1 protein-coding gene is annotated in these 1050 nt (G+C 59.2%); it reads right to left on the bottom strand.

Annotated elements, in window-relative coordinates; genetic code table 11:
• Nucleotides 1-51 precede the first annotated feature (51 nt).
• Nucleotides 52-933, bottom strand: coding sequence for an IS21-like element ISRel3 family helper ATPase IstB (istB, locus tag AC1DOG_RS23155; RefSeq protein ID WP_112436835.1), 882 nt, complete (start codon nucleotides 931-933; stop codon nucleotides 52-54).
• Between the last annotated feature and the right edge of the window lie 117 nt (nucleotides 934-1050).

Below are 1050 nucleotides of genomic sequence, written 5' to 3'. Positions count from 1 at the left end.
TGTCAATGCCGGGTGAATTTTCCCCAGTTGTGCCGAAGTAAAATTCCCCACTTATGCCGACGTGGACGACAGGGCGTATTGAGGATTTTTCGGCGGCCGGCCGCGTGGCTTTTGAGGTGGTGCGAATGCCGGGGGCGCTATAAGGGCTTTGGATCGAACGTGCTCCGGCATGAGTTCGGCATGCTGCCGCAACCGGTAACTCGATCCCTCGATTTGCACGACGACGGCGTGATGAAGCAGTCTGTCGAGCAGCGCGGTTGCGACGACAGGATCGCCAAAAACATCGCCCCACTCAGCGAAGCCTCGGTTTGACGTCAGGATCATCGCACCTCGTTCATATCGGGCGTTCACGAGTTGGAAGAATAGATTGCCGCCACCCTGGACGACCGGCAGATATCCGATCTCATCGACGATGAGCAGGCTTGGCCTGCAGAAGAAGCGAATGCGCTCCTGAAGCCGACCCTCTCGTTCTGAACGGGCCAGCGAACCTATGAGGTCGGCAAGGTTCGTGAAGTAGACGCTCTTTCCAGCTTTTACGGCTTCGACTCCGAGCGCCGTGGCAAGATGRCTCTTGCCGGTTCCAGGTGGGCCGAGGAAATGCACGGCCTCGTGTCGATCGACGAAGCCAAGCTGCGCCAGGGTGAAGATGCGATCGCGGTCAAGCGAAGGCTGGAAGGTGAAGTCGAAACCAACGAGTGTCTTGATCGTCGCAAGCCTACCCATTCGCAGCGCCGTCTTGATGCGGCTGTTCTCGCGCAGGGTCAACTCCTCGGAAAGAAGGATATCGATCGCTTCAAGGGCAGACAGCTCGCCGTGTTCGAGGCGTCGCACAACATGGTCGAGCGCCTCCAGTGCGCGCGGCATCTTCAGGCCGACCAGGTCATGGCGAATACGGTCGATCATGGATGGTACGGCATCGAGTGTTGCACTCATGGGCGGTTCTCCTTTGCCAAGACCTTGCCGACGGCGTCATAGAAGGCGAGAGACCGCTGCAGCACGGTGTCGCCGGCGGGTTTGACGACAAGGGCTTCGCCTCGTGTTTGTGGCCAG

The organism is Rhizobium sp. 01N48, from assembly GCF_056399145.1.
Note: the sequence above shows the minus strand (reverse complement) of the source record. Positions and strands in the feature narration are given on the sequence as shown.